The sequence below is a fragment of the Muricoccus radiodurans genome (assembly GCF_050154705.1).
Taxonomy (GTDB): Bacteria; Pseudomonadota; Alphaproteobacteria; order Acetobacterales; family Acetobacteraceae; genus Roseomonas; species Roseomonas radiodurans.
Window position 1 is genome coordinate 6,099,647 of the sequence record NZ_CP189561.1, and the last position, 21,962, is coordinate 6,121,608.

Genomic DNA, 21,962 nt, shown 5'->3' on the forward strand with positions numbered 1-21,962 from the left:
CGCCATGAGCGACGCGGTCCTCAGCGCGGTCACGCCCCCGGTGTCCCGTCATGACGTGGCAGGGCAGTGGACGCTGATCTGGTGGCGTTTCCGGCGGCACAAGCTCGCCATGGCCGGCCTGGTCGTGACGGTGTTCATCTACATCGTCGCGGCGGCGCCCGGCTTCTTCGCAGTGAACGATCCGTCGCAGCAGGCTGCACGGCAGGTCTATCACCCGCCGCACCCGATCCACTTCTTCGACGACGGCGCCTTTCGCCCGCACTTCAACGCCATGCGGCTGCGGCGCGACCCGGTGACGCTGGAGCCCACCTTCACGCCCGATCCGTCCCGGAAGATCCCGATCGCCTTTTTCGTGCGCGGGCCGGAGTACTACCTCTTCGGACTGATCCCGACGGACATCCACCTGTTCGGATCGTCCGATCCCTCCGTCACTTTCTACCCCCTGGGGGCGGACCGGCTGGGGCGCTGCGTGTGGTCGCGGCTGTCCTTCGGGACGCAGATCTCGATGAGCATCGGGCTGGCCGGCGTGGTGCTGTCGCTGGTGATCGGCGTGCTGCTCGGCGGCATCTCCGGCTACTATGGCGGGCGGGTGGACTTCGCGATCCAGCGGCTGATCGAGTTCGTCCTGTCCCTGCCGACCATCCCGATCTGGCTCGCGATGGCGGCGGCGCTGCCGCAGAACTGGCCTCCAACAGCCACCTATTTCATGATCACGCTGATCCTGTCGCTGATCGGCTGGGCGCAGCTCGCGCGCGTGGTCCGGGGTCGCTTCCTGTCCTTGCGCACGGAAGATTTCGTGATGGCGGCGCGGCTGGATGGCGCGTCTGAGAAGCGGATCATCTTCCGCCACATGCTGCCCTCCTTCACCAGCCACATCGTGGCCTCCGTCACGCTGGCGATCCCCGCGATGATCTTGGCAGAGACGGCGCTCTCCTTCCTCGGCCTCGGGCTGCAACCGCCTGTCGTGTCCTGGGGCGTGCTGCTCCGGGAGGCGCAGAACATCCGCTCCATCGCCTCCGCGCCCTGGCTCTTCGCCCCCGGCGGGGCGGTGGTGATCGCGGTGCTCGCGCTCAACTTCCTGGGGGACGGTCTTCGCGACGCGTCTGATCCCTATGAACGCTGACCTCTTCCGCCGCGACCTGCCGGTCCTGTCCATCCAGGACCTGAAGGTCGACTTCCCGCTGCGCCACGGCGTGCTGCACGCCGTGGCCGGCGTCTCCATGGACCTCCACCGCGGCAAGACGCTCTGCGTGGTGGGGGAGAGCGGGTCGGGCAAGTCCGTCACCGCGCGCTCCGTGCTCCAGATCGTGGACCGGCCGGGGCGGATCACGGGCGGGCGGATCGACTTCACCCGGCCGGATGGGTCCACCACGGATCTCGCCGCGCTGAACCCGCGCGGGGGAGCCATCCGACGCGTGCGGGGACGGGAGATCGCGATGATCTTCCAGGAGCCGATGTCCTCCCTGTCCCCCGTGCACACCATCGGGGATCAGATCACCGAGGTGCTGCGGCTTCATCTGAAGCTCGACAAGGCGGCGGCGCGGGATCGCGCGGTCGGCCTGCTGCGGGCGGTGGAGATCGCGCGTCCCGAGACAGCGATCGACCGCTACGCCTTCGAGTTCTCCGGCGGCATGCGCCAGCGCGCCATGATCGCGATGGCCCTGGCCTGCGACCCCGCCGTGCTGATCGCGGACGAGCCGACGACCGCGCTCGACGTGACGACCCAGGCGGAGATCCTCGATCTCATCAAGCGCCTGCAATCCGAGCGCGGCATGGCCGTGATGTTCATCACCCACGACATGGGCGTGGTCGCGGAAGTCGCGGACGAGGTGGTGGTGATGCACCGGGGCCAAGTGGTGGAGCGCGGTTCGGTGGACCGCCTCTTCTCCGCGCCGGCCGAGCCCTATACCCAGCACCTGATCGGCAACGTGCTCAAGCTGGAGCAGCCGAGCGCCATCCGCGCCGAGCGCCCACCGCAGCCCGCCGGCCGCGAGCCGGTGTTGGAGGTGCGTGACGTCGCCGTGCATTTCGGCGGCCGGAAGAAGCTGTTCCGAGCGCCGCCACCGGTCGTGAAGGCGGTGGATGGCGTGTCGCTCTCCCTCTACGCCGGTCAGACGCTCGGCGTGGTGGGGGAGAGCGGGTCGGGCAAGACGACGCTTGGCCGATCCATCCTGCGCATGGTGGACCCGACGGGGGGCGCGGTGCTCTACCGCCGGCCGGACGGTGCCGTGCTCGACATGGCGAAGGCGGACCGCACGGCCCTGCGCTCCGCCCGGCGGGAGATCCGCATGATCTTCCAAGACCCCTTCGCGAGCCTGAATCCGCGCATGACGGTGAACCAGATCGTGGGCGAGCCGCTGCTGGTGAACGGCATCGCGACGGGCGCCGCGCTGAGGGACCGGGTGACCGGGCTGCTGGAGAAGGTCGGCCTCGAACCCTCGTGGGGGGAGCGCTTCCCGCACGCCTTCTCCGGCGGCCAGCGGCAGCGCATCGGCATCGCCCGGGCGCTCGCGCTGGAACCGCGCATCATCATCGCGGACGAGCCGACGAGCGCGCTGGACGTCTCGCTGCGCGCCCAGATGCTGGACCTGCTGCTCCGGCTACAGGACGAGCTGTCGCTGGCCTTCCTCTTCATCAGCCACGACATCTCGGTCATCCGCTACATGTGCGACCGGGTCGCGGTAATGCATCGGGGACGCGTGGTGGAGGAAGGGCCGACGGCGCAGGTCTGCGACGCGCCGACCCATGCCTATACACGCGCCCTGCTCTCCGCCGTGCCGCGGCCGGACCCGCAGGCGCGGCGCCTGCACCTGCGGGAGCGCTACGTGGCCTGACGCGGCCCAGGGTAGCGGCGCTCAGTGCAGCGGCGCGGCCTTCAGGAAGCGCTGCCGGTCGCCGGAGGTGACGACGAGGTCGAAGCGGTCACCCTCCCGCTCGACCAGCAGGGGGATGTCTACGCCGGCGTCACCAAGGCCCCAGATGGCCCGGAAGAAGCCGGACAGGTCGATCACCGGCTCCTGCGCCACCGCGAGGATCACGTCCCCCTGCCGAAGCCCGGCGCGGGAGGCCGGGCCTTTGCGGGTGACGCCGACGAGCACGACATGGCCGTCATCGGCGGCGGCCGAGACGCCGAGCCAGGGCCGGGGCGGGCGGTTAGGGCGGCCGAGGGCGAGCATGTCGTCCAGGATCGGCCGCAGCAGGTCGATCGGCACGCTCATGTTGAGCACCCGCACCTTGCCGTCGCCGGGATCGTGGCCGAGCTGGATCGAGCCGATGCCGACCAGCTCGCCCTTCGGGTTGATCACGGCACCGCCGCCCCAGAGGGGATGGGCTGGGGCGGTGTAGAGCGCCTCTTCCAGCAGGTATTCCCAGTAACCGGTGAATTCCTGCCGGGCGACGATCCGCGCCGCCAGGGCACCGGCGCGCCCGCCGGCGCCGGCGAAGACGATCCGGTCGCCGACCTGGGCCTCGGACGAGCGGCCGAGGGGCAGAGCGGGGATGCCGGGCCGTCCCAGGGCCTGGACGAGCCCAAAGCCCGTGACCTGGTCGTACCCCACGACATGGCCGGGGACGACCCGGCCCTCATTGGTGGTGAGCCAGATCTCATCGGCCTCTGTGATGAGGTAGCCGATGGTCAGGAAGAGCCCGTCGTCCCGGATCAGCACGGCGTGGCCGCCGCGCTCCGTCCCGAGCGTGTGGGCGGTGAAGGCATCCTCCGGCACGCGGGCGCGGAGGGTCACCACCGAGAGAAGCGCCCGGTCGAGGTCGTAGTCATAGTCCCCGGGCTGCGGCCGCAGGGTCAGCGGCACCGTCCCGTCGTCATCCGATCCGGCCATGGTCCATCCCCTGTGTTCGACGGTTTTACATGGGGCCTGGGGCCGAAGTTTCACGCGCCACGCGGCCGGGGCCGGCGCCCCGGCCGAAGGCGACTCCGGTCAGCCCTGCAGGGCCCGCCAGATTCGCTCCGGCGTGGCGGGCATGTCGAGATGGGTCACCCCCCGGTCGCGCAAGGCGTCCACCAGGGCGTTCATGACGGCGGGAAGGGAGCCGGCGCACCCGGCCTCCCCACAGCCCTTCGCGCCGAGCGGGTTGGTCAGGGCGGGGGTGGGACGGCTGCCGAAGCCGATGTCTGGCAGGTCCTGTGCGCGGGGCAGGCCGTAATCCATGAAGCTGCCGGTGAGGAGCTGCCCATCCTCGGAATAGGCCACGCTTTCCATCAGCGCCTGCCCGACCCCCTGGGCGATGCCGCCATGGGCCTGGCCGGCGACCATCAAGGGGTTCACGATCACGCCGAAGTCGTTCATCGCGAAGTAGCGGACGATCTGGGCGTGGCCCGTGTCGGGGTCCACCTCCACCTCGCAGACATGGCACCCGTTGGGATAGGCCATGGGTGCCTGGTCAAAGACGTGGCGGACGTCCAGGCTGCGCGGCACGTCGGCCGGCAGATCCTTCGCGTCCCGCAGCCGGGCGGCCAACTCCATGATGTCGATGCCACGATCCGTGCCGGCGATGGCGAAACGGCCGGTGCCGTCGGGGTTGCGGGTGAACTCCACGTCCTCGGACGCGGCCTCCAGGAAGTGGCCGGCGGCCTGGCGGCCCTTCTCGATCACCTGGTCCGACGCCTCTACGATGGCGGCGCCGGAGGCCATGAGGGACTTCGACCCGCCGGTGCCGCCGCCGGCGATCAGGCGGTCGGAATCGCCCTGGACCAGCCGGATCGCCTCGAACGGCACGCCGAGGCGCTGGTGGAGCACCTGGGCGAAGGGTGTCCAGTGGCCCTGGCCGTAGTCGAGCGTGCCGGTGACGATGGTGACGGTCCCGTCCTCCCCGAAGAGGATCTCGCCCTGCTCCTTGCTCGGCGGGGCGGTGCATTCGAGGAAGTTGCCGATGCCGCGCCCGCGCAACAGGCCGCGCGACGCGCTCTCGGCCTTGCGGGCGGGGAAGCCCTCCCAGTCCGCCTCCTGCAGGGTCTTCTCCAGCAGGGCGGAGAAATCGCCGCTGTCATAGGTGGTGTCGGCGGCGGTCTTGTGGGGGAACTGGTCCGGGCGGATGTGGTTCAGCTGGCGGAGCGCGATCGGATCGCGGCCGGTCTCGGCGGCGGCGGCCTCGATCAGCCGCTCCATGAAGTAATTGCCCTCCGGGCGGCCCGCGCCGCGATAGGCGGAGATGGGCGTGGTGTTCGTGACGGCGGCGCGCGTCACCACCTCGATCAGCGGGGTGGTGTAGTTGCTCTGCACGTTCTTCACGAAGTTGGCCGTGCCCATCATCGGCCCGACCGTCGAGAGATAGGCGCCCATGTTGGCGTGGGCGTGCAGCCGCACCGCGAGGAAATGGCCCTCCGCATCCAGGGCGAGCGAGGCCTCCACCTCGTGGTCGCGGCCGTGCGCGTCCGAGAGGAAGGCGCCGCTGCGCTCGTCCACCCACTTCACCGGGCGACCGAGAGTCTTCGCGGCGTGCAGCAGCGGCGCGTATTCCGGGTAGGCGCTGGCCTTCATCCCGAAGGAACCGCCCACGTTTCCGGTCACGATGTGCATCTTCTCGACCGGCACCTTCATGATGCCGGCCATCTGGGCGCGGAAGCCGAAGACGCCCTGGGTGCCGAGGTTCAGCGTGTAGCGGTCCGTCTCCGGCTCGTAGGAGGCGATAGCGGAGCGAGGCTCCATCGAGCAGACGACGATCCGGTTGTTGCGGATGGACAGGCGTGTGACATGGGCCGCGGCGGCGAAGGCCGCCTCCACCTTCGCCGCGTCGCCGTAGCGGAAATCGAGCACGACGTTGCCGGGAAGGTGGTCGTAGAGCTGGGGCGCGTCCGGGGCGATGGCGGCGCTGGCCTCGGTCACGGCTGGGAGTGGGTCCACCTCCAGGATCACGGCCTCGGCACCGTCCTTGGCCGCGGCCTTCGTCTCCGCCACGACCAGGGCGACGGGGTCCCCGACGAAGCGCACCCGATCCGAGGCGAGGGAGGGCCGGTCGATATTCCGCAGCGGCGTGCCGTCCGCGTTCTTCAGCGGCACGGTGCAGCGGAGCGGGCCGGTATGGGCGATGTCGGCCGCCGTGATCACCGCCACGACGCCGGGCACCTCTTTCGCTGGGGCCGCATCCAGGTTGGTGATGGTGCCATGGGCGTACGGGCTGCGGACGACCACGGCCCAGAGCTGGCCGGGTAGGTTCACGTCATCGGTGTAGCGGCCGCGGCCCTGGAGGAGGATCGGGTCCTCCTGCCGTGGGACGGGCTGGCCGATGCCGAACTTCAGGTTGGCGAAGGCGGCCAGGTTCGTGTCGGGCATGGGGGTCTCCGGCCGGAGGGCGGGGCAAGGGGGGCCTGTCAGGCCCGCTGCCCCATTATGGCCCCTCCGCGGCGGGCGGACACCCCCAGGGGGGGTGGCCCTTCGGTCAGCCCGCCAGTTCGCGGCGGACGATAGCGGCGCCCCCGGCCAGGGCGCGAAGCTTTCCGAAGGCCCGCTCGCGCGGCAGGTACTTCATGCCGCAGTCGGGAGCCGGAACCAGCCGTTCCGCCGGCAGGTGCTTCAGACCGGCGCGGATGCGGTCCGCCACGACCTCCGCCGTCTCCACCTCCGGCGTGCCGAGGTCGATCACGCCGAGCATGATCGTCTTGTTCGACAGGTCGGAGAGCACGCCGAGATCCAGCTTGGGCTGGGCCGCCTCGATCGAGATCTGCGCCGCGGTGGTGTCGGCCAGCTGAGGCAGGAAGGAGTAGCCGCTCGGCTTGTCCTTCACGACCGCGGCATAGCCGAAGCAGAGATGGACGACGGTGGTGCCCTCGATCCCCTCCAGCGCGCGGTTGAGCGCGCGGACGCCGAATCGGGCGGCGACTTCGGGGCGCGCCTGCATCCAGGGCTCGTCGAACTGGATCACGTCCACGCCGGCGGCCTTCAGGTCGCGCGCCTCCGCGTTAACGGCGGCGGCGTAGTCCATCGCCATCGCCTCCTCGTCCCCGTAGTGCTCGTCCACCGCCTGCTGCGAGAGGGTAAAGGGACCGGGCAGGGTGATTTTGGTCAGCCGGTCCGTGTTGGCGCGCAGGAACTCCACGTCCCGCACCTCCACGGGGCGGGTGCGGCGGATTTTGCCCACCACGCGGGGGACGAGCGTCTCCTTGCCGGCGCGACCCATGACGCGGGCGGGGTTGTCCACGTCCACCCCCTCCAGCGCGAGGGCGAAGCGGTTGGAGTAGCTCTCCCGCCGGATCTCCCCGTCCGTCACGATGTCGATGCCGGCGCGCTCCATGTCGCGGATGGCGATCACGGTCGCGTCGTCCTGCGCCTGTTCCAGCGCATCCTCCGCCACGCGCCACATCTGCTTCATGCGGACGCGGGGGACGAGGTTCTTCTTCAGCACCTCACGGTCCACCAACCAGTCGGGCTGGGGATAGCTGCCGACAACGGTGGTCGGGAGAAGGGCGTTCGTCACGGCGTTGTTCCTGTCAGGTCTTCGGCAGCGCGGTCGGCTGATAGGCGAGGAGGCGCCAGGCGCCGCCCTCCCGCACCCAGACCGCGCAGGTGAGGCTGCCGATGGTCTTGTCCGCCCCGTTGCGGGTGATGTCGGCGCCCATGGTGCCGAGCGCGACGGCGGCGTCCGGCCCGGCCTCCAGCACCTCCTTCGTCTCCCACCAGACGCGGTGATAACGCAGCGTGCCGTGGGCGATGGTGGCGAGGTAGGAGATCTTGTCGTCCTGCGAGCCGTCGGAGTGGGAATAGACCAGGCGGTCCGACATCAGGGCCGAGAGCGCGGCGATGTCGCCGGCCTTCATGGCGGCGTATCGGCGGGCTTCGAGGTCCTTGATCTGGTCGTTCACAGTGACCTCAGCGGGGGTTGGGCGCGAGCAGCCGCTCGGGCCAGGTGGCGACGCGGAAGAAGTCCAGCCCACCCTCGCCGCTGGCCTGGTAGGCCGCTGCGAATTGCCGGGCGAGGGCGGAGAGAGGCATCGGCACCCCCTCCCGCTGACCGACTGCGAGCGCCAAGTCCGTGTCCTTCGCGACGAGGTCCACGTCGGCTGCCGGCGTCCAGTCCCGCGCCTTCAGCATGTCCACCTTATAGGCCAGCAGGGGCGAGGCGACGACGGAGCGGGAGAGGGCGTCCAGCATCGTCGGCCAGTCCAGGCCGAGGCGGCCGCCGAAGGCGAGGGCCTCTCCGATCACGGCGGGGGTGAGGGCGACGACCATGTTCACCAGCAGCTTCACCGCGCGGGCTTCTTCCGCGGTGCCGACACGCAGTGTCTCCTTCCCCAGCACGCCGAGAAGCGGGGCGCAGCGGTCCAGCGCGGCATCGGGACCGGAGGCGAAGATCGTCAGCGTCCCGGACGCGGCCGTGCTGGTGCTGCCGGAGACGGGGCAGCGGAGATAGTCGGCGCCACGGGCGGCCATCTTCTCGGCGACCTTGGCGGAGGCGTCCGGGGAGACGGTAGAGAGGTCGAGAAAGACCTGCCCCGGGCCGATCGCGCCGGCGATGATTTCGGCGACAGCCAGCAAGGCCGTGTTATCCGGCACCATGGAGCAAATGACGTCCGAGTGCCGTGGCAGGGAAGCGAGTTCGGCGCCCCTTGCGCCTTCCGCCACCAACGCATTCACGCGAGCCGCATCCGGATCGGCCACGGCCAGCGCCGCGCCCGCGCCCAGCAGCCGGCGGCAGAGCGGCGTGCCCATCCGGCCCGCCCCCGCCCATCCGATCCGCCACCCGTCCAACGCGCCCATGCTCACAGCCCCAGATAGAACTTGCGGACGAGGTCGCTGTCGCCCAGCGCGGCGGGGGAGTCTCCCTGGAACTCCACCTTCCCGTGCACCAGCACGTAGCCGCGGTCCGCGATCCGCACGGCCTGGTGGAAGTTCTGCTCCGCCATGAGGACGGTCAGGCCGAGCTTCTCCTTCAGCTCCGCCACCGCCTCCATCGTGCGGGAGACGAGGATGGGCGCGAGGCCGACCGAGGGCTCATCGACGAGCAGGATCTTCGGTGCGCACATCACCGCGCGTCCCAGCGCGACCATCTGCTGCTCGCCGCCGCTCATGCTGCCGACGGCCTGGGAGCGGCGCTCCTTCAGCCGGGGAAAGGTCTCGTAGCAGAAGTCGAGGTTCCGCCGGATCGCGGCTCGCGCCGCGCGGCGATAGGCGCCGAGGAGCAGGTTCTCCTCCACCGTCAGGCGGGGAAAGAGGCGGCGGCCCTCCGGCACGAGCGCGATGCCGAGCTCCACGATCTCCTCCGGCGAGCGGCCGACGAGGCCGTGCTCCTGCCCGTCCAGCACGGCGGTGATCGTGCCGCGCGTCGGCCGCAGCAGGCCGAGGATGCAGCGCATCAGCGTCGTCTTGCCGTTGCCGTTGGTGCCCAGTAGGGCGACCGTCTCGCCCGCGCGCACCTCCAGCGACACGTCGTCCAGCGCGCGCACCGCGCCGTAGGCGGCGTCCAGGCCCGTGATGCGGAGGCTACTTTCCAAGATAGGCCTCCTCGACCTCCGGCATGGAGAGCACGGCGTGCGGCTCCCCGTCCGCGACCTTCCGCCCCGCGACGAAGACGGCCAGGCGCTGGGAGAACTCGGTGACGGCGCGCATCACGTGCTCGATCATGATGATCGTCGTGCCGGCGGCGTTCAGGCGGAACAGAAGCGCGAGGATTTGGTCCACCTCGGCGTGGGACAGGCCCGCCATGGCCTCGTCCGCGATGAGCAGGTCGGGGCGCAGCGCGGTGGCGCGGGCGAGCTCCAGGCGGCGCAGCTCCACCTGGGTCAGCTCCTTCGGCATCCGGTGGGCCTTGGCGGCGAGCTCGACGGATTCCAGGCACTCCATCGCGCGCGCGTCGGTCGCGTCGTGCCGGGCCCCGTAGGCGAGGGGGACGCGGACGTTCTCGATCACGCTCAGGCCGCGGAAGGGGCGGGGAAGCTGGAAGGTGCGGGCCAGGCCGCGGCGGGCGCGTTCGTGCCCCTTCAGCCCGGCCAGCGCCTCGCCCTTGAAGGTGAAGGCGCCGTCATGGCTGGGGAAGGCGCCCGCGAGACAGTTGGTGAAGGTGCTCTTGCCCGATCCATTCGGGCCGATCAGGCCGAGGCGTTCGCCTGCGCAGACCTCGAAGTCCACGCCTTGAAGCGCGGTGAAGCCGCCGAAGCGCTTTCCCACGCCCTGCGCGCGCAGGATGACGTCGCTCAACGCCGCCACCGGAACAGGCCGATGATCCCGTGCGGCGCGGCACAGACGAAGACGACCAGCACCACGCCGACGATCAGTAGGTTCGCGGCGGAGGAGATGGTCACCGTCGCCGCCTGCTGAAGCGAGGCGAGCAGCGTGGCCCCGATCACCGGCCCCGCCCAGGAGGCGGTGCCGCCGATCAGCGGCATGGCGATGGCGTTCACGGCATAGGCGAGGCCAAAGGCGCCGCCGGGCTCCACATAGCCGTTCAGGAAGGGCAACGGGGCGCCGGCCACGGCCATCATCGCGCCCGATACCGTGGTGGCGACCAGCTTCAGCCGCAGCGTCGGCACGCCGGCCGCTTCCGCGGCCGCCTCATCGTCCCGCAGCGCCGCGAGGCCGAGACCGAGACGGGACTTCTCGATGGTGCGGGCAATGGCGACTGAGGCGGCGGCCAGCCCCAGCATCAGGATGCAGAGGAAACCGGAATAGGTGTCGAAGGGCCAGGGCACTTCCCGCGGGCGGATGACGTAGGCGCCGCGGGAGCCGCCGAGAAAGGACCAGTTCACCACGACCGTCTGCAACACGACGGCCAGGCAGAGGGTGGCGATGGCAAAATACGCCCCGCGCAGCCGCAGCGTCAGGATGCCGGTGCCGAAACCGATCGCGCCGCCGACCAGCGCGGCGGCCCCGATGCTGGGCACCAGTCCCCATCCCAGCGCCTTCCCCATGGCGACGGTGGCGTAGGCGCCGGCCGCGAAGAAGGCGGCCGCACCGAAGTTCACGTACCCGGCGTAGCCGCCCAGGATGTTCCATGCCGTCGCCAGGATCACGTATTGCAGCACGAAGGTCGCGGCGAAGTAGGCGTACTCGCTGCCCAGGGCGCGCAGCCCGAGCGCCAGGGCCAGCGCCACCACGGCGGAGGCGATCCAGAACCCGGCATGGCCCAGCTGGCGCGGCGCGGGCAGGGAAGGGGGGGACGTCGCGGCGGTGGCGCTCACGCGGCCCGTCCGAACAGGCCCTGAGGCCTCACGGCCAGCATCAGCAGCAGGCAGCCGAACGCCACCGCCGGCGACCAGGAAGGGCCGTAGAAGGTGGCCGTCACGTTCTCCACCACCCCGAACAGCAGCGCAGCGACCACGCATCCGCCGAGGGAGGAGAGCCCACCCATGATGACGATGGCGAAGACCCGCCCGATGAAGATGTGACCGGACGCCGCGTCCACCGGCTGCACCACCGCCAGCGCCCCGCCCGCCAGCCCGGCCAGCGCGATGGAGATGCCGAAGGCCAACCGCTTGATCCGGGTCGGGTTGATCGCCAGCAGCCGCAGTGCCTCGCGGTCCTGGGCCACGGCGGCGATGGCGCGCCCCATGAAGGTGCGGCGCAGGAAGAGCACCAGCGCCCCGATCGCGGCCAGCGCCACCGCCGCGGGCACCAGCATCCGCAGCGGCAGGTCGATCTCGCCCAGGCGCCAAGTGGTGGTGGCATAGGCCGCGTCGGCGAAGTGCTGCTCCGGCCCGACCGTCATCACCAGCCCGATCTCGATGATGAACATCACCCCGAAGAAGAAGGCGAGGCCCTGGATCGCCTCATCCCCCCGCCGCTCGAAGAAGTGGTGATAGGCGACGTAGACCGCCGCCCCCAGCGCCCAGAACACGGGGGAGAGCAGGATCGAGAGCAGCAGCGGGTCGAGCCCGGTCGGCACAGAGAGCACCGCCACGACCAGCGCGCCCAGCACCATGAAGGCGGGATGCGCGATGTTGACCACATCCAGCATGCCGAAGGACACCGACAGCCCCGCCGCCGCGGCGGCATAGAGGCCGCCCAGCAGGAGCCCGGAGACGATCCCGTTCAACAGAAGGACGAGGTCGGGGTCCATCACGCGCCCGCGGTATAGGGCTTGCGGACCGTGCCGGACTTGTAGCGCTCCGGGTACAGGATCACCTGCGTCCCGGCGCGGCGGAACTGGTCGAGGCCGTTGCCCTGCACGCCCTGGTACTGGGTGTAGAGGTTCCGCTCCTCCGTCCATTCGCCCTGGGCATCGAAGCGCAGCGGGCCGATCACCGTGTCGAACTGGTTCGCGTGCATGTCCGCGGCCAGCGCGGCCTGGTCAATCCGGCCCACCCGCTTCACCGCCTGCTCCAGCACCTGCATCTGCGCATAGGCCAGCGGCGGCACGTAATGGCCCAGGGCGTCCGTGTTCTCCCGCGCTGCGATGGGCTGGTAACGCTCGATCAGCGCCTGCGTGCCCGGGAACTGAAGCGTCGGCTCCGGTGCGTAAACGTCCCACACCACCAGGTTGTTCAGGATCGGGCCGAGCTGCGTTTTCTGCGCCGTGATGTGCGGCCCGATCATCGGTCCGCCGAACAGGGCGAAGTTCACCCGCAACTCACTCGCCGCCCGCAGCAGCCCCGCCGTGTCCGGCGGATAGGAGCCGACGAAGACCACGTCCGGTCGCGCCGCCTGCACCGCCCGGATGATCGGCGCGAAATCCACGGTGGTCGGTGGATAAGCCCGGTCATAGACCACCCGCAACCCGCGCTCCCGCGCCAGGTAGCGCGCGCTCTCGGCCGTGCGCTGGTGGAAGTCGCTGTCCAGATTCACCAGAGCGATCGTGCGGGGCCGCGGGTCCAGGGACATGGCAATGTCCATGAACCCCTTCGCGAAGGTCGTCCGCACGTCCGAGCCGGTCGGGTTGATGCTGAAGTAGCGGTCGTAGCGGAAATCGGTGTTCACCCCCGTGCCGAAGAGCGACACGAAGGTCATTCCGCGCTGGATCACCACCGGCATCGCCGGCGCGATGATCGCGGTGGCATAGCCGGAGACGACGAGGTCCACTTTGTCCACGTCGATCAGCTTCGTGTAGATGCCCGGCACCTGCGCACCGGCGCTCTGATCGTCATAGGTGACCAACTGCACGGGACGGCCGAGCAGCCCGCCGCGGGAATTCACGTCCTCCGCCCAGATGCGGTGCGCGACGAGCGCGGGACGGCCATTCCCCGCCAGCCCGCCGGACTGGGACATGGAATAGCCGATCTTGATCGGATCGCCCGAGGGTGCGGTCTGGCTGCGCGCGGTGGCGGGAACGGTCGCCGCCAGCGCCATGCCGCCCAGGGCGCGCCTGCTGATCTCCACCATGGAATCCCCTCCTGCTCGTCGTTCTCGTTGACTCGCAGGAGGCTCCGCCTCCTGCACCTCCGCCGGGGAGCCTGAGGCCCCCCGGACCCCCGCCTCTATTCGGCCGCGATCTTCGAGGGATCGGCGCCGACGCGTCCCGACTTGTCGTGCGCGGCGCGCTTCGCGATCTGGAAGTCGTAGCGCACGCTCGGCACCGAAGGGTCGGGCGATTCGTTCAGCCCGGTGGCGAGGTTCACCACCAGCGATTCCGACACGCCGAACACCGTGTCGGAATCGATGTTCGGATCGTTCCCCAGGTACAGCGCGGTCACCAGTTCCCGGTACCCCTCCGCCCCGATCAGCATGTGGATATGCGCGGGCCGGAAGCCGTGGCGCTGCTGCTTCCGCACCAGCTCTCCCACCGGCCCGTCCATCGGAATGGAGTAGCCCAGCGGGATCAGTGTCCGGATGGCGTAGCGGCCCTCCGCGTCGGTGCGGTACTGGCCGCGCATGTCCATCACTTCGGGGTCGTTCGCCTGGAGGTCGTAGGCGCCCTCGGCATCGGTCTGCCAGACCTCGACGATGGCGTTCGGCACGCCGTTTCCGGCCTCGTCCACGACCTTGCCGAACATGATCATCTCCGGCCCCTTCGCGCGGGTCGCGATGCTCTGGCCGTACTCGAAGCGCGGGCTGTTCTCCCGGTAGAACGGGCCGAGCAGGCTCGTCTCGGTCGCCTCGCCGACACGGTTCTCCCGGTCGTCCATCACGTTGACCAGTCGCGACAGGCCGAGCGTGTCGGACAGAAGGATGAACTCCTGCCGATAGGGCGTGCAGGCCTGACCGACGCGGGTCAGGAAGTCGATGCCGGCCAGCCACTCGGTCGGCGTCAGTTTCACCTCCCGCGCGAAGGCGTGCAGGTGTCGCGTCAGGCTCTCCATGATCTCCCGCAGGCGGGGATCGGGCGTGTTCGCCATCTGCGCGACGGCGGCATCGGTGACGGTGTGTTCGTTCAGGTCGGCCATAGGGTCCTCCCCATTGTCAGTCGGGACGGATATTGGCAGCCGCGACGATCGGGCGCCACTTCGCCACCTCGTCGCGCGTCAGTTCGGCCAGCTTCTCCGGCGTGCCGCCCAGCGGCTCCACCCCCTGCGCCCGCAGGTTCGCCAGGGAGGCCGGATCGGCCAGCAGCGCGTTTGTCGCCCGGTTCAGCCGCGCCGTGACCTCGGCCGGCAGACCGGCGGGGCCGTAGAGGTGCCACATCCCCTCCACCACAAAATCGGCGATGCCGGCCTCCTGGATGGTCGGCGTGTCGGGTAGGGAGGAGACGCGGCGGGCCGAGGTCACGGCCAGCCCGCGCAGTGTCCCGGCCTCCAGATGCGGCTTGAAGGCCAGGGGGTGGTAGAACATCACGTCCACCCGCCCCGCGATCAGGTCCGTCACCGCCTGCCCGCCGTTCCGATATGGCACGTGATCCGTGTTGAGCCCGCTCCGCAGATTCAGCAGCGCCTGGGAGAGGTGCCCCGTCGTCCCGTTCCCCGCGGAGGCGACCGCCAGCGGCCGCGGCCGGGATTTTGCCAGTGTGACCAGCTCCGTGACATTGGCCGCCCCCAGAGAGGGCGGCACCGCCAGCACCGTGGGCGTGGTCACGAAGGGCGCGACGGCCGTGAAGTCTCGCACAGGGTCGAAGCCCTGGTCGGGATAGAGGCTGGCATTGATCCCGTGCGTGCCGTTCGTGCCGAGCAGGAGCGTGTAGCCATCCGGCGCCGCCCGCGCGACGGCCTGCGCCCCCACATTGCCGCCGGCCCCCGCGCGGTTGTCCACCACCACGGGCTGCCCGGCCTCGCGGGCCAGCGCCTCGCCCAGGATGCGGCCGAGCACGTCCGTCGTGGTGCCCGCCGCGAAGGGCACGATCAGCCGGATCGGCCGGTTCGGCCAGGGTGCCTGGGCTTGGGCGGGAAGTACCGTCAGCGCGGCGGCACCGAGCGCCGCGCGGCGGGTGATCGCGATCATGCGGCCTCTCCTGCGGAGGTGACGTAGCCCTCGACGGGGCCGACGACGGTGCCGCGCCGCACGGGGACGCAGCTGTCGGGGAATTCCTGCACGAAGCGCGCGCCGGTATCGGCCAACAGGCCGAGAAAACGGTCGAGATGGCGCATCGCGCCGTTCGGCAGGTCGTGCAGCACCAACGTCACGGGGTCAGGACGGCGTCCCATCTCCAGCGCCCGGTCCACCCAGCCCTCGGGATCACGGAAATCGCCGGGAACGGCGTTCCACAGGATGCAGGTCATGCGCTGTCGCTGCAGATGCGCCAGCGCCGCGGCGCTGAGCAGATGCGGTCCCAGGGCCCCGCCGCCGCCAAAGGGGCGGAACAGGCGGTCCGGGTGGGACAGGTCGCCGATGATCGCCTGGGTGCGGCCGATCTCGTCCTCCGCGACGGAGTCCTGATCCGGCAACTCGCCCAGCGGCCGGTCGTGGTTCCAGCTGTGGTTGCCGATCCAGTGTCCCTCGTCCCGCGCCCGCTCCGCCAGGGCGCGTCGGCCGGGCTCGGCCAGCTTGCGGCCGAGCACGAAGAAGGTGGCGTGCAGCCCGCGCGTCCGCAGCACGTCCAGAACGCCCGGCGTCACCTCCGGCTCCGGTCCGTTGTCGAAGGTGAGGGTGACGTCGGTCATTCGATGCGGATGCGGTTCTCGCGCACCACGCGCTGCCACACGGCGGTCTGGGACTCGATGAACCCGCCGAAGGCGGCGGGCTCGGACATGGTCAGGTCGAAGCCGAGCCCGTCCTTCAGCCGGGACTGCGTCGTCGGCGCCTCCACCACGCGGGTCAGCGCTTCCCGGAAGCGGCGCTGGATCGGCTCGGGCGTCGCGATCGGCGCCAGCACGCCGAGGAAGGAGACCGCGTCGATCCCCGCCACGCCGCACTCCCCTACCGTGGGCAGATCCGGGTACATGGAAGAGCGCCGCGCCCCCGTCTGCGCCAGCGCGCGCACGAGGCCGGAGGCGACATGACCGGACAGGGCTGCCGCACCCATGGCGATGTCCGTCTGGTTCCCCGCCGCCGCCGTCGCCAGTGGTCCGCCGCCAGGATAGGGCACGTGCAGGAACTGCACCCCCAGCACGCCCTGCATCTGCGCTAGGACAAGATGCGCCATCGTCCCGTTGCCGTTGGTGGCGCAGGAGATGGCTTCCGGGGCCCCGCGACGCGCGGCCTCGATCACCTCCGGGAAGCTCTGCCAGGACCGCGCCGCCGGGGTGACGATCAGCAGCGGCGTGGTGCCGATCATGGTGATCGGCGCGAGGTCCCGTGCGGACTCATAGCCCGGGTTCGGGATCAGCGCGGGGTTGGTGACGTGGCTGTCGAAGACGAAGACGAAAGTCTGGCCATCCGGCGCCGAACGCGCGGCATAGGCCGTGCCCATCGTTCCGCCAGCCCCGGCGCGGCTTTCAACCACCACCGGTACGCCGAGTTCCGCCTGGAGCCCCGGCTGCACGAGGCGCGAGACAGCATCCACCGTCCCGCCGGGCGGGTAGGGGGCGATGATTCGGACCGGGCCGCGCGGCCAGCCCGCCACCTGCGCGATCGCCGGGGCGGCGAGCCCCGCCGCCGCACCGGCCAGCAGGGCCCGCCGCCCCGTCATGGTCAGGCGCCCGCCTCGTCCTGTACGGGATTGCTGAGGACGCCGACGCCCTCGATGTCGATCTCGGCGATGTCACCGGGCTTCAGGAAGACCGGCGGCTTGCGGGCATAGCCGACGCCGGAGGGCGTGCCGGTCGCGATCACGTCGCCCGGCTCCAGCGTCATCACCTCGGACAGGATGGCGAGGATGCGGGGGACGGAGAAGATCATATCGGACGTGTTGCTGTCCTGCATGGTCTCCCCGTTCAGGCGCATCTGGATGCGCAGCGCGTTCGGGCCCTGCGGGATCTCGTCGGGCGTGACGATTTCCGGCCCGAAGCCGCCCGTGCGCTCGAAGTTCTTGCCCATGGTCCACTGGTTGGACTTGCGCTGGTAGTCGCGGATTGAGCCCTCGTTGAAGCAGGCATAGCCGGCGACGCAGGACAGGGCGTCGGACTCTGTCAGGTGGCGGGCGCGCTGGCCGATGATCACCGCCAGCTCCGCCTCGTAATCGAACTTGTCGGACACCTTCGGCCGGATCAGCGCCTGCCCCGGCGCGGCGAGGGAGGTCGGGCCGCGCATGAACACGGCGGGATAGTCGGGGATGGGGTTGTTCCCCTCCTTCGCGTGCAGCGCGTAGTTCAGGCCGATGCAGATGATCTTGCCGGGGCGCGGGACGGGCGGCAGCAGCTTCAGCCCGGCGATCGGCTGGCCCTTCGCGCCGGACAGCTTGGCGGCGAGGGCCTTCGCGTTCGTCGGCAGGTTCAGCGCGGTGAAGGCGGCCAGGAAGTCGGTCGGCAGGTCCGGCACGACATCGGCCAGCGCCACGACGCTGTCGCCCATGCGGGCACCGAGGGCCGGACGGCCCTCCTTCTCGAACGCGATCAGCCGCACCGGATCATTCCCTCCAGGTTGAGCGGAGGTTTTATCGAAAATCCGCCCCGGTCAAGCGGATGTCCGACAGAACTTGCGGCTGGGCGCGCCCTGTCGGAACATCGCGGCCGATGCCGCCCCCTGACACCCTCCGGGACGACACCCTGGCCACCACCGTCCACCGCCGCCTGCGCCAGGACATCCTGGCCGGTCGCCTGCGGCCCGGGCTGAAGCTCAAGCCGCGAGAACTGGCCGCGGCCTATGGCGCCGGCGCCAGCCCGACGCGGGAGGCCCTGTCGCAGCTCGCGGCCGAGGGGCTGGCCGAGCGGCTCGAGCGGCGCGGCTTTCGCGTCGCGTCCGCCGCGCCGAGCGGCCTTGCGGAGCTCATCCGCAGCCGTTGCCTCGCGGAGGGTGCGGCGCTGCGCGAATCCATCCTTCGCGGCGACGCAGCGTGGGAAGATGCGCTGGTCCTCGCGGAGCACCGACTGCGTCGCCAGCCCCGCTCCCTCGACCCGCAGCGCTTCGAGCCGAACCCGGAGTGGGAGGCGTGTCACCGCCGCTTCCACCGCGCGCTACTGGCGGCCTGCGATGCCCCGCCGCTGCTCGCCTTCTGCGACCGGCTGCACGAGGAGGCGGGCCGCTACCGCGCCCTCTCGAACACCGTCGCCTATCCCGGCCGCGACGTGGCGGCGGAGCACAAGGCCATCGCCGAGGCCGCGCTGAACCGGGACGCTGAGACGGCCGTGCGGCTGCTCGGCGAGCACTTCTCCCGCACCGGTCAGTTCCTGGTGGACGCGCTGGACGCGGCCGCGGGGTAGGGGCTTACCGTTCCTCGACCAGACGCGCGTCATAGAGACGCTGGGCGCGCTCGACCTCCGGCAGGTGCTTCATGGTCCAGCCATACAGCGCCTCGATCGGCTCCTTCAGGCTGCGGCCGAGCGGGGTCAGCGCGTACTCCACCGCCACGGGAGAGGCCGGGATCACCCGCCGCTCTACGATGCCGTTCCGCTCCAGCCGCCGCAGCGCCTGGGTGAGCGCCTTTTGCGTGACGCCCTCCAGCGCGCGCCGGATGCCGTTGAAGCGCTGCGGGCCGCCGCAGAGCGCCGCCAGGATCAGGATGGACCACTTGTCGGCGATCTGGTCGAGCACGACGCGGCTTCCGCAATCCTCGCGGAAGACCCCGCAAGCCTGCCGGGCAATGCCGGCCTGTCCGTCGGGCATGGCGGTTTCCTCCGGTATACCTGGTGCAGGCAAGGTGCCTGATTGACATCAAGTATACCGAATATACCTGTCCGCCTCACGAAGTTTCGGAGCGCGACCGCATGTCCTCCCCGCAGACCGGGATCCTGTTCCAGCCCTTCCGTCTCAAGTCGCTGTCGCTGAAGAACCGCGTGGTCATGGCACCGATGACCCGCTCCTTCGCTCCGGGCGGCATCCCGGGCGAGCCCAACGTCGCCTATTACCGCCGCCGGGCCGAGGGCGGGGTGGGGCTGATCCTGTCTGAGGGAACGGTGATCGACCGGCCCGCTTCCCGCAACGATCCCGGCATCCCCTTCTTCCATGGGGATGCCGCCCTGTCCGGCTGGCGCGGCGTGATCGAGGCGGTGCACCGGGCCGGCGGCCGGATGGGCCCGCAGATCTGGCACACCGGCTCGACGATCAGCTTTCAGACGGAATGGGTGCCCGAGGTTCCGGTGGAGAGCCCCTCCGGCCTCCTCGCCCCGGACAAGCCGCGCGGTGAGGCGATGAGCGAGGAGGACATCGCCGACACGGTCGCCGCGTTCGGTCGCGCCGCCCGCGACGCCCAGCGCCTGGGCTTCGACGTGGTGGAGCTGCACGGCGCTCATGGTTACCTGATCGACCAGTTCTTCTGGTCCGGCACGAACCACCGCACCGACCGCTTCGGCGGTGCGACGCTGCGGGAGCGCGCCCGTTTCGCGGCAGAGGTGGTCCGCGGCGTCCGCGCGGCGGTCGGTCCCGACTTCCCGGTCATCCTGCGCGTCAGCCAGTGGAAGCAGCAGGATTTCGGCGTCCGCCTAGCGCCCACGCCGGACGAGATGACGGACTGGCTGCTGCCGCTGGTGGAGGCGGGCGTGGACGTCCTGCACTGCTCCCAGCGGCGCTTCTGGGAGCCGGAATTCCCGGAGATCGACGGGGAGGCCGGGCTGAACTTCGCGGGCTGGGCGAAGAAGCTGACCGGGGCGGCGACGATCAGCGTGGGGTCTGTCGGCCTGTCCGGCGAGTTCATCAACGCCTTCGCCGGCGAGTCCTCCACCGCGACGCGGCTGGACGAGCTGGTCCGGCGCATGGAGCGGGAGGAGTTCGACCTGATCGCCGTCGGGCGCGCCCTGCTGGCCGACCCGGAGTGGGTCGCGAAGGTGAAGGCGGGCGAGGGGGCACTGAAGGGCTTCACGCCAGACGCCCTGCGCGAGCTGGTCTGAACCGGAGGGCCGGTGTCTACGGGGAGGGGGCCTTCCGTCTCCCCATGGGCGCCGGGCCTGACGGGGCCGCGTGGCCGTCCGCTGGACCCTGCGCGCAACCGGTCCCTGGCGCCTCACGTTGAGGCGGCTGGGGATGGCGGGCCGCGTGCGCCGTCGTCCCAGGCCGGACTCCGGCGGCGGCTCCGGGGTTCGCTCCCGGGTGTCGCTGCCCAGCGCAGGACACCCCCATGCCCGATCACAACGTGAAGACCGTGCAGGGCGAGGCGCCGCCCGCCACCCGCCCCGGCGGCGTACCGGTCACGCTGACCATCAATGGCGAGAAGCGCGTCCTCCTCGTCGAGCCCTGGACAAGCCTGCTGGATCTTCTGCGCGAGGACCTCGGACTTACCGGAACGAAGAAGGGCTGCGACCACGGCCAGTGCGGCGCCTGCACGGTGCTGGTGGACGGGCAGCGGGTGAATTCCTGCCTTGCCCTCGCGGTCAGCAAGGAGGGCAGCGAGGTCGTCACGATCGAGGGCCTGGCCGGCCCCGACGGCGCGCTGCACCCGATGCAGGAGGCCTTTGTCGAGCACGATGCCTTCCAGTGCGGCTACTGCACCCCGGGCCAGATCCTGTCCGCCGTGGCCCTGGTGCAGGAGGGCCGCGCCCGCACGGAAGACGAGATCCGGGAATACATGAGCGGCAATCTCTGCCGCTGCGGCGCCTATCCCAACATCGTTGCCGCCATCCAGGACGTGATGGCCCAGGGCGCGGCAGGCGGGGAGGGCGGCCGGTGAACCGCTTCACCTACGCCCGTCCCTCCTCCGTGGCGGAGGCGGTGCACGAGGTCTCCACCAACCCGGCGGCGAAGCTGCTGGCGGGCGGCACGAACCTCGTGGACCTGATGAAGTACAGCGTGGAGCGGCCCACGCATCTCGTCGACCTCACGCACCTGTCCGGCCTCTCCGGGATCGAGGAGACGGCGGAGGGCGGGCTGCGGATCGGCGCGCTGGTGACGAACACCGCCGCCGCCTATGACGAGCGGGTGAAGGCACGCGCCCCGCTGCTGTCCAGCGCCCTGCTAGCCGGGGCCACGCCCCAGCTCCGCAATGCCGCGACAGTGGGCGGCAACCTGCTCCAGCGCACGCGCTGCTACTATTTCTACGACACCGGCACGCCCTGCAACAAACGGGAGCCCGGCTCGGGCTGCCCGGCGAAGGAGGGCGTGAACCGCATTCACGCGATTCTCGGCACGAGCGAGCAGTGCATCGCGACCCATCCCTCCGACATGTGCGTGGCCCTGGCCGCACTGGAGGCGGTGGTGAAGGTCGCAGGCCCGCAGGGAGAGCGGAGCATCCCCATGGCGGAGTTCCACCGCCTGCCCGGCGACACGCCCTGGCAGGACACGAACCTCGCGCGGGACGAGATCATCGTCGCGGTGGAGGTGCCGGCGTCCGGCTTCGGAGAACACCATACCTACCTGAAACTGCGGGACCGGCTCTCCTACGCCTTCGCCCTCGTCTCCGTGGCGGCGGGGCTGGAGATGGACGGGGATCGGGTGCGGCGGGCGCGCATCGCCCTCGGCGGCGTGGCGCACAAGCCCTGGCGGGTGCCGGAGGCGGAGGCGATCCTGCAAGGCGCCACCGTAACGCCCGAGCTGGCGGAAAAGGTCGCCGACCGGTTGCTGGAGGGCGCGAAGGGCTACGAGGGCAACGCCTTCAAGATCGGCATGGCTCGCCGCGCCATCCGCCGCGCCCTTGCCCAGGCGGCGGCCGGCACGCCGCAATCCCAGACCGACAAGCGCATCCAGTAG

Annotated in this window: 22 protein-coding genes; 6 read left to right on the forward strand and 16 right to left on the reverse strand. The window is 70.6% G+C overall.

The annotated features are described in order from the left end of the window. The first annotated feature begins 4 nt into the window (after nt 1-4). Both ACP6CK_RS28400 and ACP6CK_RS28405 read left to right on the forward strand, forming a co-directional pair. Nucleotides 5-1,123 carry an ABC transporter permease gene (locus tag ACP6CK_RS28400; protein ID WP_426956698.1) on the forward strand — a complete coding sequence of 373 codons (1,119 nt, stop codon included), beginning with the start codon at nt 5-7 and terminating at the stop codon, nt 1,121-1,123. Then, a complete protein-coding gene (locus tag ACP6CK_RS28405) occupies nt 1,113-2,834 on the forward strand; it encodes an ABC transporter ATP-binding protein (RefSeq protein ID WP_426956699.1) in 1,722 nt (573 codons plus the stop codon). Before ACP6CK_RS28400 ends, ACP6CK_RS28405 begins: the two co-directional genes overlap by 11 nt. Before the next feature lie 21 nt (nt 2,835-2,855). Here the strand turns inward: ACP6CK_RS28405 and ACP6CK_RS28410 are convergent, their stop codons facing one another. The 15 genes from ACP6CK_RS28410 to ACP6CK_RS28480 form a co-directional block, all read right to left on the reverse strand. Continuing rightward, the gene (locus tag ACP6CK_RS28410) at nt 2,856-3,836 is read right to left on the reverse strand and encodes a S1C family serine protease (protein WP_426956700.1); all 981 of its coding nucleotides are present in this window, start codon (nt 3,834-3,836) and stop codon (nt 2,856-2,858) included. 99 nt (nt 3,837-3,935) lie between these two features. After that, the gene (locus ACP6CK_RS28415; protein WP_426956701.1) at nt 3,936-6,287 is read right to left on the reverse strand and encodes a xanthine dehydrogenase family protein molybdopterin-binding subunit; all 2,352 of its coding nucleotides are present in this window, start codon (nt 6,285-6,287) and stop codon (nt 3,936-3,938) included. A gap of 106 nt (nt 6,288-6,393) precedes the next feature. Then, nucleotides 6,394-7,428, reverse strand: a complete 1,035-nt coding sequence (locus tag ACP6CK_RS28420) for a 5-methyltetrahydropteroyltriglutamate--homocysteine methyltransferase (RefSeq protein ID WP_426956702.1) — start codon at nt 7,426-7,428, stop codon at nt 6,394-6,396. A gap of 13 nt (nt 7,429-7,441) precedes the next feature. Next, on the reverse strand, nt 7,442-7,813 hold the full coding sequence (locus ACP6CK_RS28425) for a nuclear transport factor 2 family protein (protein WP_426956703.1): 372 nt from the start codon (nt 7,811-7,813) through the stop codon (nt 7,442-7,444). Nucleotides 7,814-7,820: 7 nt separating this feature from the next. After that, nucleotides 7,821-8,708, reverse strand: coding sequence for an NAD(P)-dependent oxidoreductase (locus ACP6CK_RS28430; RefSeq protein ID WP_426956704.1), 888 nt, complete (start codon nt 8,706-8,708; stop codon nt 7,821-7,823). Between the two features lie 2 nt (nt 8,709-8,710). Beyond that, entirely contained in the window at nt 8,711-9,442 is a 732-nt protein-coding gene (locus ACP6CK_RS28435) for an ABC transporter ATP-binding protein (protein ID WP_426956705.1), read from the reverse strand. Then, nucleotides 9,432-10,145, reverse strand: a complete 714-nt coding sequence (locus ACP6CK_RS28440; protein ID WP_426956706.1) for an ABC transporter ATP-binding protein — start codon at nt 10,143-10,145, stop codon at nt 9,432-9,434. Before ACP6CK_RS28440 ends, ACP6CK_RS28435 begins: the two co-directional genes overlap by 11 nt. Continuing rightward, the gene (locus tag ACP6CK_RS28445) at nt 10,142-11,125 is read right to left on the reverse strand and encodes a branched-chain amino acid ABC transporter permease (protein ID WP_426956707.1); all 984 of its coding nucleotides are present in this window, start codon (nt 11,123-11,125) and stop codon (nt 10,142-10,144) included. Before ACP6CK_RS28445 ends, ACP6CK_RS28440 begins: the two co-directional genes overlap by 4 nt. Then, on the reverse strand, nt 11,122-12,003 hold the full coding sequence (locus ACP6CK_RS28450; protein WP_426956708.1) for a branched-chain amino acid ABC transporter permease: 882 nt from the start codon (nt 12,001-12,003) through the stop codon (nt 11,122-11,124). The genes ACP6CK_RS28445 and ACP6CK_RS28450 overlap by 4 nt, the downstream gene beginning before the upstream one ends. Further along, nucleotides 12,003-13,262, reverse strand: a complete 1,260-nt coding sequence (locus tag ACP6CK_RS28455; RefSeq protein WP_426956709.1) for an amino acid ABC transporter substrate-binding protein — start codon at nt 13,260-13,262, stop codon at nt 12,003-12,005. The genes ACP6CK_RS28450 and ACP6CK_RS28455 overlap by 1 nt, the downstream gene beginning before the upstream one ends. 95 nt (nt 13,263-13,357) lie before the next feature. Beyond that, a complete protein-coding gene (locus tag ACP6CK_RS28460) occupies nt 13,358-14,263 on the reverse strand; it encodes a dioxygenase (RefSeq protein ID WP_426956710.1) in 906 nt (301 codons plus the stop codon). A 16-nt stretch (nt 14,264-14,279) separates the two neighbouring features. Continuing rightward, nucleotides 14,280-15,251 (reverse strand): Bug family tripartite tricarboxylate transporter substrate binding protein, encoded by a 972-nt coding sequence (locus ACP6CK_RS28465; protein WP_426956711.1) that lies wholly within the window; start codon nt 15,249-15,251, stop codon nt 14,280-14,282. Then, nucleotides 15,248-15,910, reverse strand: a complete 663-nt coding sequence (locus ACP6CK_RS28470; protein ID WP_426956712.1) for a polysaccharide deacetylase family protein — start codon at nt 15,908-15,910, stop codon at nt 15,248-15,250. Before ACP6CK_RS28470 ends, ACP6CK_RS28465 begins: the two co-directional genes overlap by 4 nt. Continuing rightward, nucleotides 15,907-16,878: a tripartite tricarboxylate transporter substrate-binding protein gene (locus ACP6CK_RS28475; protein WP_426956713.1), complete on the reverse strand. Its 972-nt coding sequence runs from the start codon at nt 16,876-16,878 to the stop codon at nt 15,907-15,909. Before ACP6CK_RS28475 ends, ACP6CK_RS28470 begins: the two co-directional genes overlap by 4 nt. Nucleotides 16,879-16,880: 2 nt before the next feature. Then, the gene (locus ACP6CK_RS28480; protein ID WP_426956714.1) at nt 16,881-17,750 is read right to left on the reverse strand and encodes a fumarylacetoacetate hydrolase family protein; all 870 of its coding nucleotides are present in this window, start codon (nt 17,748-17,750) and stop codon (nt 16,881-16,883) included. A gap of 110 nt (nt 17,751-17,860) precedes the next feature. On the opposite strand from ACP6CK_RS28480, the gene ACP6CK_RS28485 reads away from it, so the two are divergent. Then, complete coding sequence (locus ACP6CK_RS28485; RefSeq protein ID WP_426956715.1) at nt 17,861-18,547, forward strand: GntR family transcriptional regulator; 687 nt, start codon at nt 17,861-17,863, stop codon at nt 18,545-18,547. A gap of 4 nt (nt 18,548-18,551) precedes the next feature. Here ACP6CK_RS28485 and ACP6CK_RS28490 read toward each other — a convergent pair whose 3' ends face one another. Beyond that, nucleotides 18,552-18,950, reverse strand: coding sequence for a winged helix-turn-helix transcriptional regulator (locus ACP6CK_RS28490; protein WP_426956716.1), 399 nt, complete (start codon nt 18,948-18,950; stop codon nt 18,552-18,554). A gap of 101 nt (nt 18,951-19,051) precedes the next feature. On the opposite strand from ACP6CK_RS28490, the gene ACP6CK_RS28495 reads away from it, so the two are divergent. From ACP6CK_RS28495 to ACP6CK_RS28505, 3 genes are all read left to right on the forward strand, one after another. Continuing rightward, the gene (locus ACP6CK_RS28495; RefSeq protein WP_426956717.1) at nt 19,052-20,170 is read left to right on the forward strand and encodes an NADH:flavin oxidoreductase; all 1,119 of its coding nucleotides are present in this window, start codon (nt 19,052-19,054) and stop codon (nt 20,168-20,170) included. A gap of 227 nt (nt 20,171-20,397) precedes the next feature. Further along, the gene (locus ACP6CK_RS28500) at nt 20,398-20,946 is read left to right on the forward strand and encodes a (2Fe-2S)-binding protein (protein WP_426956718.1); all 549 of its coding nucleotides are present in this window, start codon (nt 20,398-20,400) and stop codon (nt 20,944-20,946) included. Next, on the forward strand, nt 20,943-21,962 hold the full coding sequence (locus tag ACP6CK_RS28505; protein WP_426956719.1) for an FAD binding domain-containing protein: 1,020 nt from the start codon (nt 20,943-20,945) through the stop codon (nt 21,960-21,962). Before ACP6CK_RS28500 ends, ACP6CK_RS28505 begins: the two co-directional genes overlap by 4 nt.